12 protein-coding genes are annotated in these 14,563 nt (G+C 69.8%); 1 reads left to right on the top strand and 11 read right to left on the bottom strand.

All coding sequences use genetic code 11. From position 1 onward, the window contains the following. Window positions 1-959, top strand: a 959-nt coding sequence (locus tag VNF07_01820) for a nucleotide pyrophosphohydrolase (protein ID HVB04971.1), incomplete at its 5' end; no start/stop codon positions are given. 774 nt (window positions 960-1,733) lie between these two features. Here VNF07_01820 and VNF07_01815 read toward each other — a convergent pair. The 11 genes from VNF07_01815 to VNF07_01765 form a co-directional block, all read right to left on the bottom strand. Further along, window positions 1,734-2,348 carry a nucleotidyltransferase domain-containing protein gene (locus tag VNF07_01815; protein HVB04970.1) on the bottom strand — a complete coding sequence of 205 codons (615 nt, stop codon included), beginning with the start codon at window positions 2,346-2,348 and terminating at the stop codon, window positions 1,734-1,736. 90 nt (window positions 2,349-2,438) lie between these two features. Beyond that, window positions 2,439-3,194 carry a hypothetical protein gene (locus VNF07_01810; protein HVB04969.1) on the bottom strand — a complete coding sequence of 252 codons (756 nt, stop codon included), beginning with the start codon at window positions 3,192-3,194 and terminating at the stop codon, window positions 2,439-2,441. A 160-nt stretch (window positions 3,195-3,354) separates the two neighbouring features. Then, the gene (locus tag VNF07_01805) at window positions 3,355-3,918 is read right to left on the bottom strand and encodes a hypothetical protein (protein ID HVB04968.1); all 564 of its coding nucleotides are present in this window, start codon (window positions 3,916-3,918) and stop codon (window positions 3,355-3,357) included. Window positions 3,919-3,958: 40 nt separating this feature from the next. Continuing rightward, a complete protein-coding gene (locus VNF07_01800) occupies window positions 3,959-4,576 on the bottom strand; it encodes a cupin domain-containing protein (GenBank protein HVB04967.1) in 618 nt (205 codons plus the stop codon). 33 nt (window positions 4,577-4,609) lie between these two features. Then, a complete protein-coding gene (locus tag VNF07_01795) occupies window positions 4,610-6,142 on the bottom strand; it encodes an ethanolamine ammonia-lyase reactivating factor EutA (protein HVB04966.1) in 1,533 nt (510 codons plus the stop codon). 24 nt (window positions 6,143-6,166) lie between these two features. Further along, entirely contained in the window at window positions 6,167-6,964 is a 798-nt protein-coding gene (locus VNF07_01790) for an SDR family oxidoreductase (GenBank protein ID HVB04965.1), read from the bottom strand. 38 nt (window positions 6,965-7,002) lie between these two features. After that, a complete protein-coding gene (locus tag VNF07_01785; GenBank protein ID HVB04964.1) occupies window positions 7,003-9,270 on the bottom strand; it encodes a tripartite tricarboxylate transporter permease in 2,268 nt (755 codons plus the stop codon). Between the two features lie 109 nt (window positions 9,271-9,379). Beyond that, the gene (locus tag VNF07_01780; protein ID HVB04963.1) at window positions 9,380-10,477 is read right to left on the bottom strand and encodes a hypothetical protein; all 1,098 of its coding nucleotides are present in this window, start codon (window positions 10,475-10,477) and stop codon (window positions 9,380-9,382) included. Between the two features lie 52 nt (window positions 10,478-10,529). After that, window positions 10,530-12,566, bottom strand: a complete 2,037-nt coding sequence (locus VNF07_01775) for a hydantoinase/oxoprolinase family protein (GenBank protein HVB04962.1) — start codon at window positions 12,564-12,566, stop codon at window positions 10,530-10,532. A 43-nt stretch (window positions 12,567-12,609) separates the two neighbouring features. Beyond that, window positions 12,610-14,340: a hydantoinase B/oxoprolinase family protein gene (locus VNF07_01770; protein HVB04961.1), complete on the bottom strand. Its 1,731-nt coding sequence runs from the start codon at window positions 14,338-14,340 to the stop codon at window positions 12,610-12,612. Between the two features lie 40 nt (window positions 14,341-14,380). Then, on the bottom strand, window positions 14,381-14,563 hold a 183-nt coding region (locus VNF07_01765; protein ID HVB04960.1), incomplete at its 5' end, for a hypothetical protein.

The raw sequence follows: 14,563 nt of genomic DNA, 5'->3' as shown, positions 1-14,563 counted from the left end.
TCGAGGCGGCCGTGTCGCACCGAGAAGAGCGGCGGCTCACTGAAGACAGCGAGGAGCTCCATGAAGTGACGATGCCCGAGCTGGCGCTCGGCCGTCCCGCCGACCGACAACATGCCGCCCGTGTCGATGAGATAGCCCTCGGCAACCAGGTGGTCGAGCACTCGCGGCGACTCGGTCAGCGCATCGCCACCGAAAACGAAGGGCTCTCCGAACCAGTCGCGCCAGGTGTAACGGCCGATCTCCCCGTTCTGCAACGCGAGCGCAAGCAGCTGTTGCGCGACGAGGTGCAGAGGCAGCGCAGGTGGCTGCGAGGGTTCGATGTAGCCCTCGCCCCACCGCAACAGGACTGCGGCCGCGCGCAGGAGTGCATCGTCGTTGGTGGCGAGGACCGTCGTGTTGCGCGTCGTGTCGGCGCGTCGCCCGCTGCGCCCAAGGCGTTGCAGGAACTATGCGACGCTGGGCGGCGCGTCGATCTGGATGACGCGGTCGAGGTCGCCGACGTCGATGCCGAGCTCGAGCGTCGAGGTCGCGACGATCACGCAGTCGCGTGCCTCCGCGAATGCCTTCTCGGCTTGTCGGCGTTCGTCGACGCCGAGCGATCCGTGGGACACGAACGTCGTGGTGCCGTGCTTGCGGAGCGCGGCAGCGAGTTGCTCGGCACGTGCTCGGCTGAGATCGCCGAATTCGCTGCCGCAAGAGGATGGCTCGCATTTCACGACCCGAAGAGCCTGTCAATGGCGGTCGCGAGCGAGGCTGGGGAACTGCTTGCCGAGTTCCGCTGGCGGACAGTCGCAGGGTCCTACGCCGATGCGCTTGGCGAAGAAGGCCGAGCGGCAGTCCGGGGTGAAATCGCCGACGTCCTCATTTTCCTCGTCCGCCTCGCCGACGTGCTCGACATCGACCTTGCCGACGCGGTGCGCGAGAAGCAGGCGCTGAACTCGGTGCGCTTCCCGATCTGACCGAGCATTAGTCCCTCGGGCAAGAGCTCGACCTACGCCGAAGGGCGGAACTCGATGTTGACCTCGAGCCCAAGCGCAGTCGCGACGCGTTGAAGAGTCTGAGTTTGGCCCCGACCGCTCCATCTTCAAGTCGGATGACTGTCGCTTGACTCGTTCCCACGCGCCGGGCGAGCTCACGCTGGCTGAGTTCCGCCGCCTCGCGGGCGCCGCGAACTCGCTCGCCGACTTCAGCCGCAAACCTGGCTACGACGTACGCGCGGTCGTACTCTGCCCGCTCGAAATCGGTCATCGCGGCGAACCGCTCTGACTTCAGCCTGCTCCAGCTCGTCGACATCGGCCTCTCCCTCCATCGTCGGCCGTGGCGAGCCGACAAACGCGGCGCCTCATGTGACTTGGGTTACGCGTGTCGCAGGCATGACAAGCCGTTCGGCTGCGGTCACCGCACGTCGCGCTGCCACGGCCGGCATCGGCCGCGGGTCATACTCGGCCTGACTCTTCAAGGGGAGAAGTTGCCGCAAGAGTCGCGCCGCAGCAGCCCCATCTCCTCCGATCGAATCGAGATGCGCAGGAGCGTCTGTGTGCTCGCCTTGCGAGATCGCGCCGACGAGCGCCGCGGCGATTGCGTCGCCAGCCGCGATTCCAGCGTGGACCGCGTTGCCGGTGGCGGCGGTGCGGTTACCGAGCTCGAGCGAAGGAATTCTTCCCGCCTTGGCGAAGTACGCGCGTGCGTCGGCCCGAGACGCTGGTCTCGTCCTTCTCGTTGACCTTGGCATGTCAGACAGCCGCGAGATCGGCGAGTGGCGGGCCGATAAGGGCCACCCCGTCTCGGACGATCTCCGACCAAGGTCCCGACCGTCGGCGAAGCAGCGACGGGAGCTCCGATTCGCCGACGACGATCGTGCTGATGGCGTTGCCCCCGATCTGTCGAGCCGAGGACTCCCAGGCGCCAAGCGAGTCGACCCACCCGGCATCATCGGGAGCCACGCCTTTCGGGCAGACGGCCAGGACATCGAGGTCGCTCTCGGCGCGGGCCTCACCGCGCGCGAAGGACCCGAATACGACGAGAGAGGTAGGCGCAGGGGTTATCAGCTTTGCTCGCCCGCGAAGCCGTTGGATGACGCTGTGCCGGACGTCGCCCAGCGTCGCAATCAGTCGAGCGGCCTCGTTTGTCCGGTTGAGAGCGATGAGCGCAGAGGAACCCGCCTCGCGGCGCGAGACGATACCGAGACGAAGAAGGTCACCGACAAGCACAGACGTCTGCTGTGCGCTCGCTCCCGCGAGTCGAGCGACGGTTCGGATTGTCATCTCGCTCTCGCTTCTCGAGAGCACGCCGAGGACGCGCCCTTGTACACCCGGGATCACCGCCTCGATCGGCTGCAGGTAGTCCATGAGGACTAAGGGTACATCTAATAAATCAGACATGTGCCTGATTAACTAGATGTATTGGTGTGGGTGCCGACGGATGGCCGCATGGCACTTCTATTGCGGCCCGTCCATGCGCTTCCCGCACATGGGACAGAAGAAGAGAGCGCCCGCGTGGTCGCATTCTTTCAAGAAGATGTGATCGCGGACCGTGCGCAGGATGAACGAGAGATGAGCGATCAGGCCGGTCCCGAGGTCCGAGTCGACTCCCTCCGCGATGACCTCGCCAGCGGTGACAGGAACGTCCTCGGTGATGAACTCGCCAGATTCGTCGGTTCCGACGATCCGTTCAGCGAAGCTGCCAGTCGGCTGGAGGTCGAGCTCGATGCTCCAATCCCCATGGCGCTCGCGGAAGTAGAAGGTGTGCCCATCGATCGTGCCGCGCCACTGCTCAGGCGCGAAACGCGACACCAGTTCAGCACTCACGCCCTCCTGGCGAGCGATCCAGGCCTCGGCCGCCGCTTCCTCGTCTCTCAGACGCTTCCTCCACTCCTGCTGTTCCGGTGTCTGCAGATCGGCGAAGAGGTGCCCACGGACGGCTTCGCGTCGCGCTTGGTCCCACGTGCAGGGACACTCGAAGCCGTCATCATGCTGCGCTGAAAGGCCGGGGTGGCAACCACAGAAGCACGGTTTGCCGTCGCGCCCGCGCGGCGCGAACAACGTGGCGATCACGAGCGCTGCCATCGTCTCGTCCATCGCCAGGGCGTCGACGAGGTGGCGCGCGTACCGAGCACGCAAGCGCTCCAGCTCCCGCTCGCGCGGCGACGGCCCGTCTCCTTCACCGCCGAAGCGGATGAGGAAAAGATCGCCCACAGAGAGACACGGTAGACAGGGGTTGCCTCACCGCTCGGGGCCTCAAGGTCCTGGACAGGGATCCCGGGTGCCCGGCGGTTGATCTGAGCTGTCGTGTGAGGCAGACACTGCCACTAGTGCCTCGGGCTAGTCGTTCTGCCGGTTCAGGATGGAGTGAGCACTACAGGCCCGTGGGTTGCCCAGGGTGCGGGTGCGCCTCCACCGACTCCACCTGCTCGAGGCCGTCGAAGCCCATCGCCTTGATGATCCGTGCGGTCGACGAGACGAAGCGGACGCGGCCGTCGGGGCCAGCGAAGTGCTGGTGGTTGACGTAGGGCGGGATGACGACGAAGTCCTCGGCTGCCCACTCGAAGCGCTGCGGCTCCTCCGCCCAAGTCCACGTGTAGCTGACGTCCACCGTGAACTCCGGGTCCCAGTGGAGGTCATAGCCGCTGCCCTCGAGGATGTAGATGACCTCCTCGGAGAAATGGCGATGCTTCCCGGAGTGCTCCCCCGCCTCGATCACCTGCAGGTACATGTCGAGGGCGAACTCGCGCGTCCCCATCTGGTCGTTGACAAGGTGCTTCAAGAGCCCCTGCGGGCTCTGCTCCCACTGCTGGTCCTCGGCGAGGACGTAGCTCGACAGTCCCTGCATCGTCACCTCGTGCTGGGAAGCCTCGGCAAGCGCCCGCTGGTAGTGCGTCGCGCCCTTTTGTCCGAGCTCGAAGCGTTCCGACTCCTTCATCGCCAAGCTCCTTTCCGCCCGCACCGGCGGCGCGGGCGCCTCACTCGCCACCGCCGGTGACCGGGCCGCCCTGGGCGGCGATCTCGTCCGGCAGGTAGTGCTCAAAGCCCGGCACCGGCTCTTTCGGCGAGGCCTCGACGAAGCCCTGGAAGCCGAGGTTGGCGAAGAGATAGAGCGGCTTCGCCTTCATGACCAGCATCTTTGCGTGGCTCTCGCGATCCAGGTTGAAGTGCTGGTGCACGCAGCCGGGCTCGACGATCGCGATGTCGCCCGCCTTCCACGGGATCTCCACCCCGTCGTGCACGTCGAGGCCCTCACCCTCGAGGATGTAGAAGACGGCGGTGTTCATGTGGCCGTGCTTCTGGCTGCGCGCGCCCGGCGCCATCAGCTCGATGTGGCAGTGGAAGAGCTGCGAGGCGTCGGGAGAGGTCGGGTCGATGACGTTCTTGTTGTAGTGCTGCGGGCCGCCTCCGTACTTCGCGTCCCGTGAGTGGATGACGCGGGGCGCGGCGAAGATCGACTTGTAGATCTCGCTGTAGCGGCCGGCGAGCTCGCGCACGAAGACGCGTCGCGCCTCAGGGTTGGTCGGGCTCGACGCGTCTCGGGCGAGCTCGAGCAGCTCCGGCGCGGCGAGCGCCTCCTCATAGGCACTGGTCATGCGGGCTCCTTTCTGGTGTCGGAGTCCATGGACTCAGCTCGCGGCGAGGCTCGGGAAGACGAGCGACTTGATGATCACGGGGACGACCCCCGAGCCCGGCACGATCTCGCCGATGTCGATGAAGTCGAAGGCGTTCAGCTCGACGCAGTCGATCGACACCACCCGAAGCGGGCTTTCGAGCTCCTCGGAGAGGTGCTTGCCGATCAGGCGCCCGACGTCGTCGTCGCAGACGAGCACGAGGGCGCTCCCCTCCTCGCACTGGCGGCGGGTGGCCGCGGCAACCCCGCGCGCGAGCGCGTTCAGCCGAGCGAAGCTCGCCGTCCCGGTCCACCGCAACGCGAGGGCGATCGGCCCGCGCTCCTCCTCGAGCTCGAAGGTCTGAAGCGCGCTCGCGATCGCGCTGCTCACGGCGTCGGGGTCCACCTCGTCGCCGAGGGGGAGGTCAGGGCGTACCACCGGGACGTTGCGCAACGGCAGGACCGCGGGGTCCGAGAGGAAGATCGTGCTGCCGCTCACCTGCGCCGTGTACTGCGACGCGCCGACGACGGTGGCGCGGATCCCCGCCCCCCCGCCGAGGACCGGCAGCCCGAGGCCCTCGACGATCTCGCGGACCTTCGCGCCGAGCAGCGCGCCGAGGTCGTTGAAGCGGGTCGCCTCGCGGCCGTAGATGTACTCCGAGACGCCGCCGGAGAAGGTCACGCCGGCCACCTCCAGCTGCTGGTCGAGGGCCTCGCCGCGGAAGAGGAAGGCGTCGGTGGAAGAGGCCCGCTGGGGGATCGCGCGCCCGACCTGGGTGGCCATGCAGTCCGCGAGCCGCTCGCCGTCGACCGAAGCGAGCGTGTCGCCGACCTTCAGCACGATCCCGAGGCGCTCGCAGATCTCCCGCCCCGCCGGCTCGATTCGGAGCACGCTGCCGGCGTCGTCGGTGACCACGAGCCGGGCGCCGACGTCGAGCGCGAGCGTCGCCTCGAGGTGGCCGTCCGAGCAGAGGGCGAACTTGGTGGTCCCGCCGCCGATGTCGATGTTGAGGACGCGCTCCCGGCGCGAGCGCGAGAGGTCGACCGCGCCCGAACCGTACGCGGCCATCACCGCCTCGAGGTTGTCGCCGGCGCTCACCGCCACCATCCGCCCCGCCTCGCGCGCGAACAGCTCGGCGATACGCCAGGAGTTCTCGCGCAACAGCGCCACGCCGGTGAGGATCAGCGCCCCGGTATCGATGTCGTCGTGGTCGACGCCGGCCGCCTCGTAGGCGCCCTCGATGAAGGCGCCGAGCGCGGCGGCGTCGATCGCGCTCTGCCCCTCGTAAGGGGTGAGGAGGATGGGCGACTCGTAGAGCGCCTCGCGGGCGATCGTGACGTAGTGGTTCCCCACCTTCTCGAGTTCCAGGCGCGAGAAGATCACGTGCGAGGTCGCCGACCCGATGTCGACGCCGACGCTGTGCAGCTCGATGCGGTCCTCCGCGAGCATCTGCCGCTCGGTCGGGCGGCCCTGCGTCGCCTCGGGCCCGGCCGCCGGCGCGCCGCCGGCAGTCGGATGCTCGTGGTCGAGGCCGAATCCCTCGTGCATGCTCGTGTCCTCTCTCGCGGCGCGCTATGCGCCGGGTCGTGTCGGGGCGGCCGGCCAGGCGACCGGGGCAGCCGAGGAGGCGACGTTCTGCGCGTCCGAGCGATCCGGGTCCCACAGGCAGGCCTGGAAGCGGCGCGCCGTGATGCCGTCGGCGTCGCTCGAGGCGAGGAAGACGGCGGGCGGTCCCATGACCTCTGGGTCGATGAGGTTGCGTGCGGAGGTGCCCTCGCGCTCGGGGTGCGTCGCCGCGGCGCCACCGGGGATGAGGACGTTGGCGGTCACCCCGCTGCCCTCGAGGTCGTGCGCCATCACCGCGACGAGCGCCTCGCTCGCTGCCTTGGGCGGGCCGTAGGCGGCGCGTCCGCGGCCGAGCATGGTGACGTGGCTCGTCGTGACGTTGACGATGCGCCCCCAGTCACGGGCGCGCATGTGTGGGAGCGCGGCGCTCGCCATCAGCAGCGGGGCGACGGTGTGGACGCCGAGGAAGCGGCGGAACTCCTCTCCGGTCAGCTCCCAGAACAGCACCGGATTGGTCGCCGCGTCGGCGCGGATCGCCGCCGGGCTGATGCCGGCGTTGTTCACCACCACGTCGAGGCGTCCCGTCTCGCCGATCGCGGTGTCGACGACGCGCCGGACGTCGGCCTCCTCGGCGACGTCTGCGCGCACGCCGATGATCGCGGGCTCTTCGGCGAGCAGCGCCCGCAGGTGCTCGGGCGAGATGTCCGGGACCACGACTGCGGCGCCGGCCCTCGCGAGCGCGAGCGCCATGACCCGGCCGAGGCCGTGGCCGCCCCCGGTCACGACCGCCGTGCGGCCGGCCACGTCACGCCCCGGGCGCGGCGCGCCGGGCGCGGGGCTCGTCACAGTCGGACGACCGGCACGACGCTGATGTGCAGGACGCCGATCATCCCGAAGGCGGCCCCCCACATGACCGCCGCCGTCCCCGCCGCGAAGAGCAGCCGGCCGGTGAGGCGAGCGAAGACGCGGCGCGTCGCGAGGAGCCCGTACAGGGTGCAGAACGCGGGCACTCCGATGTCGAAGCCGAACAGGTAGCAGGCGGCGATCAGGAAGCCGAACCATCCGAGCGCGACGACCTCGCGGGTGTACTGGCCGTGCCGCCCCCAGCGCTTCTCCTCGATCGCGGGCAACCTCGCGGCGGCCCCCACGGAGGGGGCCGAGGGCACGATCGCCTCGTCGGCGGCGTCGACGAGGAGGCGGGCCGCGCCGGGCGCCGCAGCGCCGCCCGCCGCGGCGATGAGCGCCAGGCTGCGCTCGGACTCCCGGACGACGACCGGCTGTGCTGGCCCGCCGTCGGTCGAAGGGGCGCCCCCAGGCGGCGTACCGCCGCGCCGACGGCGCGCGAGCAGGTAGTGCGAGACGTCGAAGGGCAGGCGCACGAGCGCTGCCGCCGCGGCAGCGGCCGCCGCCGCGGCGGGCATCAGCACCGTCGAGAAGTCGTATTCCTCGACGCCGTAGACGATGAAGGCGATACAGAAGGCGACGATCCCCGCGCTCATCAGCAGGCTGAGCAGCGGGTAGGGCGCGACGACCGATGCAGCGGCGGCCTCCTCGCCCGCTTCGGCGGGCGCGGCGAGCGCCCGTCGGACGGCTGTGGCGTCGCGCCGGAGCTGGAGCGTCTTCAGCACCACCACCGCGAGCGCAACCACGAAGAGGACGTCGGCGAGGGGCCGCGCGCTCACGAAGCTCATCCCCGGGAAGAGGGTGTGGGTGAGGTAGATGTTGTCTTCGAGGGTCGGCCCGAGGACGAGGCCGACGGCGAAGGCGGCGACGGAGTAGCGCAGACGCCGGAGGAGCAGGCCGAGGACCGCGAAGATCGCCGTCTCGACGAGCGCGAAGAACTCGACCTGGGAGACGAAGACCCCGATCGCCGTCATCGCCATGATGAAGGGGACGAGGCAGGGGCCGGGGACCCGCGTCACCCGGGCGAGCCCCGGCGCGGCGAGCACGCCCGCGGCGGTACCGATCAGCCCGCCGAGGGCGATCACCCACATCATCTCGTAGGGAAGGGTGGGATAGGCCTTCGTGAAGCCCACCCCGAGGCGAATGCCCTTGATGGTGAGCGCCGCGAGGAACAGCGCCGCCCCCACCCCGCCCGGGATGCCGAGCGCGATGAGCGGCACGAGGCCCCCCGCCTCCTTGGAGAGCGAGGAACCCTCGGGGGCGATGATGCCCTCGGGAATGCCCGTCCCGAACTCGGAACGCCGCCGGCTCATCTGCTGGGCGACGCCATAGGAGAGGAAGTTCGCGGCGAAGCCCCCGACGCCGGGGATGATGCCGGTGACCACGCCGATGAGGGCGGCGCGCACGAGCGCCAGCGAGTGCCGGAAGGTCTCGAGGATCCCCCCGACGATCTGTTTGGCCACGCCGCGCGAGAGCGCGACGGGGACGGCCGCCGCTACCTCGCGGCCGGTCATGTCCTGGCGGGCGATCGTCGAGGCGGTGCCGAAGACGAGCGTCATCTGGGGGATCGCGAACAGGCCGAGCACCAGCGCGACGAGGGAGATTCCCCCCTGGAGCGAGACGGCGTTGAAGATGAAGCGCTGCGCGCCGGTGACGCCGGAGGTGCCGATCGAGGCGACCATGAGGCCGAGGCCCGCAGAGGCGATCGCCTTTGAGATCGCGTCGGTGCCGAGCGTGCCGACGAGCAGCATCGCGATCACGATCAGCGCCACGTACTCGGGCGGGTGGAAGATGAGCGGCAGGTAGTTGACGATCTGGATGAAGCCGACGAGGACGGCGCAACCGATCAGCCCGCCGATGCAGGTGGAGGCGGCGGAGATGCCGAGCGCCCGCCCGGCCTCGCCGCGCTGGGCCATCGGGAAGCCGTCGAAGGTCACGGCGAACGCCTCGGGGTGGGCCGGGGTGTTCAAGAGGATCGACGTCACCGATGCGCTGAAGTAGCTGCCGGCCTGCACCGCGAGGAACAGGCTCAGCGTGCCCTCGATCGAGATGTGGTTGATGAAGGCGAGGACGATGCTGAGGATCACCGAACCGCCGAGGCCCGGCACCACGCCGAGGAAGACGCCGATGAGCGAGCCCGCGACGAGATAGGTCATCCCGTCGAGGTTCGTCAGGCCGGTGAGGCCGTGGACGAGGTTGGACCACATGGCCGCGGCCCCTAACCGCGCCGCCGCGCGGCCGCCTGGCCCCATCCGGCGAGCCGCCGGATGGGGCCGTGCTGCATGTCGCTCGGTGTAGAGGTGCGGCCGAAGGTCGTCAGCCGAGGTACCTCGCCATGATCGAGTCGTGCTTCGCGCCCGTCGCGATGTCGTTCTCGATCACTTGCGGGAAGACGAAGCCGTGCGGCAGGCCGAAGTGGTCCTCCTGGGTCTGGGCCGCCCGCTGGTTGAGCGCCGAGCGCATCGCGTCGGTGAGGGCGAGGCGGATGTTCGCCGGCACGCCGGCGGGGACGAAGACCGGCGTTGGCGACGCGACGAGCGTGATGAGCTCGCGCATCGCCGCCCGCCCGGCCGCGGTCGTCGGCGGGTGCGACGCGAGGAACGAGGCGAAGGTGGGCACCGGCTTCAGCTGCTTGTAGTCCGAGTAGGCCGGCTGGGGCTTGGTGCTCTGCAGGATCGGGCGGGCCTGGCCGCTCTCGATCGTCGCCTCGAGCGCCGTGTTCGACTGCGCCATGAGCGGCCCGTCGCCGCGCAGGAACCCCTGCACCTGCGAGGCGGCGTTCTGGTAGCCGGTGACGATGCGGACGTGCGCCCCGTAGGCACCGAGCAGGACGCGGATCTGGGCGTCGACCGAGCCGCTCGTCACGTCGAGCGCCGTGAAGGGTGTCGTGGTGGTGATCACGTCCTTGAAGTTCGCCAGCGAGGCCTGGCTCGGCGCCGAGATCCACACCGAGTCCGACGACGGGACGCCACCGATGAACCCCACCTTCTTGATCGGGAAGCTGACGCTCGCCACCCCCTTCACGTCGTTCTCGAGGTCGGCGAGGATGTTCATCACCCCAAGGGTGAGGCCGTTCGCCGGGGCGGAGGCCGCCTGGTCCTGCCCCGGCAGGGTGTTGCCGTTCGGCACGTTGACGACATTGACCGTGCAGTGCAGGTACGACGCCATGAGCGGCCCGAGGGTGCGGGGGATCGCGTCGAAGATCCCACCGGGCGCCGCCGGGGCGATGAAGGTGATCGTCTTGCCGGCGAAGTAGCCGAAGTCCGGCTTCAGCGCCGGTCGCGTCGAGGCGTGCGCGGCCGCGGGGACGAGCAGTGCGGCCGCCCCGCCGAAGAGCGCGGCGGCCGCGGCGAGCCGCCCGCCTCCTCGGGCCCGGCGCGTCCCGCCCCGACCAGTTGCAGCATGTCCCCCCATTTGCTTCCTCCTTGCTCCGTGCCGCCCCTTCCTGTTGCAGGGGCGGCGGACCTCAACGGGTGAGCACGAGCTCCCCGTGGCGTGTGACCGTCGCGGACCATCGAGGCGGGATCACCGTCGTCGTGTCCAGCTGCTCGACGACGGCCGGCCCCACCAGCTCGTCGCCGGGCGAGAGCCCCTCGCGGCCGACCACCGTCGCCGTGCCCTCACCCCCCGCGAAGACCAGGCGCCGCTCGCCCGTCGGGGCAGCGGCGCTGTGGCCGCCCGCGATCTCGCTCGAGTGGTACTGCGGCATCGCTACGACAGCGCGCACCCGGTAGCTCACGGCCTCGACCGCCTCGTCCTCGGCGCTGTGGCCGTAGATCGCGCGGTGCAGGTCGTGGAAGCGCGCCGCGGCCCGCTCGCGAGAGTCGAAGCTGCCCGGGTCGGTGACCGGGACGCGGATCTCGAAGCCCTGCCCGGCGTAGCGGGCGTCGATCTCGCGCTCGAATCGGACCTCGACCGCGGTGAAGCCCTGCCGTCGGTATTCCTCGAGCGCCTTCATCTCGAGCGCTTTGAAGTTCGAGGCGAAGGATTCGTTGTCGATGCGGTCGAGGCGAACGATGTCGCTCTGCACGTAGTCCTGTGCGACGTCGGTGCAGAGCAGGCCGAGCGCTGCGAAGACGCCGGGAGCTTGGGGGACGATCACCCGCCGCATCCCGAGCTCCTCGGCGACCGCGGCGGCGTGCACCGGCCCGGCGCCGCCGCAGGCGAGCAGGTCGCACTCGGCAAGGCTGACACCGCGCTTGGAGGCGCAGACCCTGATCGCGTCGGCCATGTGCGCATCGTTGATGCGCACCATCGCGAGACCAGCCTCCTCGACCCCGAGGCCGAGGGGGCGCGCGACGTGCTCCTCGATCGCCGCCGCGGCGAGGTCGGGGGCGAGGCGGAGGCGGCCACCGAGGAAGAAGTCCGGGTTCAGGTAGCCGAGGACGACGTCGGCGTCGGTGATCGTCGCCTCGGTGCCACCCTGTCCGTAGGCGGCCGGGCCCGGCATGGCGCCGGCGCTCCGTGGTCCGACGAGGAGGCGCCCCGAGAGGTCGACCCGGGCGATGGTGCCGCCGCCGGCGCCGATCGTCGCGATATCGAGCATCGGGACGTAGAGGTCGTAGCCGCAGACCTCGCCGCCGGAGACCTCGAGCACGCTTCCGTCCCGGACGAAAGCGATGTCGCAGCTCGTGCCGCCGAGGTCCATCGTGACGAGGTTCGACGAGCCCGCACTGCCCGCGACGTGCCGCGCCGCCTGCACAGCGGCGGCGGGGCCGGAGAGGAGGGTGTGGATCGCCCGCCCGCCGGTCGTGGCTGCGCTGAAGGGCATCACCCCGCCGTTCGACTCCATGAGGAAGGTCTTCCTCGTCGTCGCGCCGAGCGACCCGAGGCCGGCGACGAGGGACTCGATGTAGCGGACGAGCGGCGGCTCCAGATAGGCGTCGAGGATCGTCGTCGACATCCGCGACCATTCGCGGATGCGGGGAAGCACGTCAGAAGAGCAGAAGATCCGGCAGTCGGGGAGCTCCGCCTCGAGGATCTCCTTCACGCGCTGCTCGTGGGAGCGGTTCGCGAAGGAGAACAAGAAGCACACCGCGACCGCGGCGAGGCGCCGCTCTCGCAACACCGGCACGAGGGCGTGCACCGCCTTCTCGTCGAGAGGCTCGAGCTCGTCGCCGCTCGCGTCGACGCGCCCGCCGACCTCGAAGACGTTGAGGCCGTCGACGAGGGCGGGCGGACGATTCCGCTTCATCGAGTGGCGGGGCCCGACCTTCAGCTGGGACTGCACCTGGACGATGCCCTTCAGGCCGCGGGTCACGAGGAGTGCGCAATCGGCACCCCGCCGCTGGATGAGGGCGTTGGTGGTGATCGTCGACCCGTGGAGGAAGCGCAGGTCCGGGGAGGTGACGTGCGCGCTCGCCGCAAGGCGCAGGCCTTCCAGGATCGCGAGCGCGGGGTCCTCCGGCGTGCTCGGGACCTTGGTCGTGACGAGTTGGCCGTCGTCGCCGAGGACGACGAAGTCAGTGAAGGTTCCCCCGACGTCGACGCCGATCGTCGTCATCGGGTACCGCCCTGTCGCCGACGTCCACTGGTGACGGTGCGACTCATCGCTTCGCGTCCTCGCTCGCGACGCCCCGGCGCCGCGCGGTCGCCTCGTGATCGACCTCTCCTCCGCGGTCGACGACGACGCCGTAGTACTCCTCGGCCGCGGCCCGCGAGACGTCACCGAGCACGACGTCGCGCCGCACGGCTTCGGGGTCGCGGGCGGTCGGGTGGCCGTAGCCGCCGGCGCCCGAGCCGATCACCGTGAAGGTCTCGCCCCGCTCGAGGTGGTAGGTCCCCGCGGGCGCCAGCTCGCGCTCGTCCGGCGCGCCGGCGTTCAAGATGAGTCTGCCGAGTGAGCCGGGGAGGCCGCCGTTGATGCCCCGCGCGGAGAACTTGCCGCGATCGGCCCGCCGGTTGAGCGTCGCCGGGGCGAGACACTCGTACTCACGGCGGTAGCTCATGCCGCCGCGGAACTCACCCGGTCCGCCCGAGTCCTCGATGAGCTCGAAGCGCCGGATGCGGACGGGAAACTGCGTCTCGAGGATCTCGATCGGCGTGAGCGGCATGTTCTGCCCCGACGCACTCGTGCCGTCGCAGCCGTCGCCGCTCGCCGAGGCGCCGAGGCCGGTGCCGAGGATCTCGTACTGCATGGCGCGGCTCGTCACCGACTGCGCTTCCCCCTCCCACAGGAGCGCCAGCGTGCCGCCGCTGCCACCGCCGTTCGCAACCGCTTCGGCGGGGACGAAGTGGCCGAGGGCCTCGAGCACCATGTCCCAGACGCGGTGCGACACGATCGTCGCCGCGCCGACGGGCGCGGGGAAGTGCGGCTGGAAGACGCTGCCGAGGCGCGTGATCACCCGCACGGGGCGGCGCATGCCGTCGTTGTAGGAGGCCGACGGATCGGTGACCGAGAGCAGCCCGCCGAAGACGGCGTTCTCCATGTAGCCCTGCTGCATGTTCACCGGACCGCGCGTCTGGTCGTCGCTGCCCGAGGCGTCGAAGGTGATCGAGTCCTTCTCCTTGGTCACCACGAACTCGAAGCGCACCGGGCGGTCGCGGTGGATGCCGTCGTCGTCGACGAAGCCCTCCACGGTCACGCTGCCGTCGGGCCAGCCGGCGAGGTGGTGGCGCATCATGCGTTCGCCCGCGTTCAGGATCTCCTCGAACGCCTCGAGCAGCGCCTCCGCCCCGTAGTGCGCCGCCAGCTCCTCGAGGCGCTCGCGGCCGACGCGCGTCACGCCGATCTGGGCTCGCATGTCCCCGAGGAACAGGTCAGGGTTGCGCACGTTGGTTGAGATGATGCGGATGACGTTCTCGTCGAGCTCGAAGTCGTCCTCGGTGAAGTGGCCGAAACGGATGATCGGAAGGAGCAGCCCTTCCTGGAAGAGCTCGGTCGACTGGCTGGACGCGCTGCCGACGACCGCGCCGCCGACGTCGGACTTGTGCGCGGTCGCGCACGAGAAGCCGATGTGCACCCCTGCGTGGAAGACCGGCACCATCACCAGCAGGTCGGGGGTGTGCTGGACGCCCGACTCGTAGGGGTGGTTGGTGATGAAGATGTCGCCGTCGCGCGGCTCCATGCGGGAGAGCAGGTTGTGGATCGCGAAGCGGTAGTAGTGGGGCCCCTCGGTGAGCAGGTCGCCGCTCGGCGTGGTGGCGAGAAAGCTGCAGTCCCGGTTCTCGCGCATCAGCGTCGAGTAGGCCGAGCGGTAGAGGAGGTAGAGCATCTCCTCGCTGAGCGAATTGACCTTGCTGCGGATGAGCTCGGTGGTGACGGCGTCCGCGGTCATCGCCACCGCCGCGCGCGATCGAGTGTCATCACAGCGCGGCTCAGGCGTAGAGGCCCGAGTCCATGTGGGACTCGTAGCCGTGCTTCTCGAGCTGGCGGGCGTACTCCTCGCGGATGAAGGGGTCCTCGTTCTTGTAGTTGACGCTGCGGCCGCCCTCTTCGAGGTTGGCGTTGCCCCACACGGTGTTGCGGGTGTAGCCGGTGTAGGTCTGGGGCAGGCCGCC

It is taken from the genome of Acidimicrobiales bacterium (assembly GCA_035533595.1).
GTDB lineage: Bacteria > Actinomycetota > Acidimicrobiia > Acidimicrobiales > Bog-793 > DATLTN01.
Note: the sequence above shows the minus strand (reverse complement) of the source record. Positions and strands in the feature narration are given on the sequence as shown.

Excerpts from the sequence above, each read along its gene's own strand:
- VNF07_01775 (HVB04962.1), bottom strand. The coding sequence starts at position 12,566 with ATGACGACGATCGGCGTCGACGTCGGGGGAACCTTCACTGACTTCGTC.
- VNF07_01785 (HVB04964.1), bottom strand. The coding sequence starts at position 9,270 with ATGTGGTCCAACCTCGTCCACGGCCTCACCGGCCTGACGAACCTCGAC.
- VNF07_01795 (HVB04966.1), bottom strand. The coding sequence starts at position 6,142 with ATGCACGAGGGATTCGGCCTCGACCACGAGCATCCGACTGCCGGCGGC.
- VNF07_01780 (HVB04963.1), bottom strand. The coding sequence starts at position 10,477 with ATGGGGGGACATGCTGCAACTGGTCGGGGCGGGACGCGCCGGGCCCGA.
- VNF07_01815 (HVB04970.1), bottom strand. The coding sequence starts at position 2,348 with ATGGACTACCTGCAGCCGATCGAGGCGGTGATCCCGGGTGTACAAGGG.
- VNF07_01805 (HVB04968.1), bottom strand. The coding sequence starts at position 3,918 with ATGAAGGAGTCGGAACGCTTCGAGCTCGGACAAAAGGGCGCGACGCAC.
- VNF07_01770 (HVB04961.1), bottom strand. The coding sequence starts at position 14,340 with ATGACCGCGGACGCCGTCACCACCGAGCTCATCCGCAGCAAGGTCAAT.
- VNF07_01800 (HVB04967.1), bottom strand. The coding sequence starts at position 4,576 with ATGACCAGTGCCTATGAGGAGGCGCTCGCCGCGCCGGAGCTGCTCGAG.